Genomic DNA, 1223 nt, shown 5'->3' on the forward strand with positions numbered 1-1223 from the left:
AAAAAAAACAAGGTATATCACCAATGTCTATCAGAAACCTATCTATTGCGAAGAAAATTTCGCTCTCTTTTTTACTGATTGCGCTTATTAATATTGTATTTGGCGTGTTTTTGTCTAAAGAGCTCAAAGAAATCAAATCTGAGCTTTTAAACTATACTGATGACACTCTTCCAGCAATGGAAAGAGTGGATGCGATCCGAGATGATCTTTCTCACTGGCGTCGCTCTCAATTTGCTACTTACACCTATAAGGACGCAGATAAGATCAGAAACAAAATCGCAAGTAACATCCGTGAACGCGAAAAGATCAGCAAAGAACTTGAAGCTTACGGCTCAACCATTTGGCCAGGTGAAGAACAACAAACGTTCCAACGCCTAATGCGCCAATGGAAACAGTACTCGGTTACTATGGACCAATACAATGAGTCGATGTTAGCAGGCAACAAAACCGAAGCGCTCGCTGTTCTATCTAACTCTTTAAACGACTTCGAAGCCGTCGATTCTGATCTAAACGAGCTAATCCGCTTGTTGAAAGTCGCAATGGACAGCAACAAAAATCACATCCTTTCTTCAGTGAACGGTTTGAGCAACTCATCCATCGCGAGCAACGTGACCATTCTAGTGATCATGATTGTTATGACGCTTGTTCTAACGCGTTTGATTTGTGGCCCACTACAACTTGTTGTGGAACAAGCAAACTCGATTGCGAAAGGTGACCTTTCTAAAGACATCGATCGTAAGTTGATTGGTAACGATGAACTGGGCGAGTTGGCAGATGCAACGACTAAGATGCAAAACGACCTACGCCAAGTTATCGACAACGTTATTGCCGCTGTAACGCAATTGAGCAGTGCAGTAGAAGAGATGAACCAAATCTCTGAGCTTTCTGCTTCTGGCATGAAAGACCAACAGCTACAAATCACGCACGTTGCAACAGCAATGACGGAAATGAAAGCTGCGGTAGCCGACGTTGCACGCAACACGGAAGAGTCAGCGAGCCAAGCCAACGATGCAAACCACCGTACACAACTTGGTGTGCGTGAAACACAAAGCATGGTTGATGCGATTGGTGAAGTAGCAAATGTTATCGGCGCTGCTGGTGATACAGTTTCAGAGCTTGAACAGCAATCGAACCAAATCAACGTTGTGGTTGATGTTATCCGTGATATCGCGGATCAAACAAACTTGCTTGCGCTTAACGCCGCTATCGAAGCAGCGCGCGCT

The 1223-nt window shown here is 44.3% G+C and carries 1 protein-coding gene; it reads left to right on the forward strand.

Translation table 11 applies throughout. The annotated features are described in order from the left end of the window. Positions 1-23: 23 nt before the first annotated feature. A partial coding sequence (locus R7Q47_RS25275; RefSeq protein ID WP_318090079.1) for a methyl-accepting chemotaxis protein occupies positions 24-1223 on the forward strand: 1200 nt, incomplete at its 3' end.

This window comes from Vibrio sp. Vb0349, assembly GCF_033338975.1.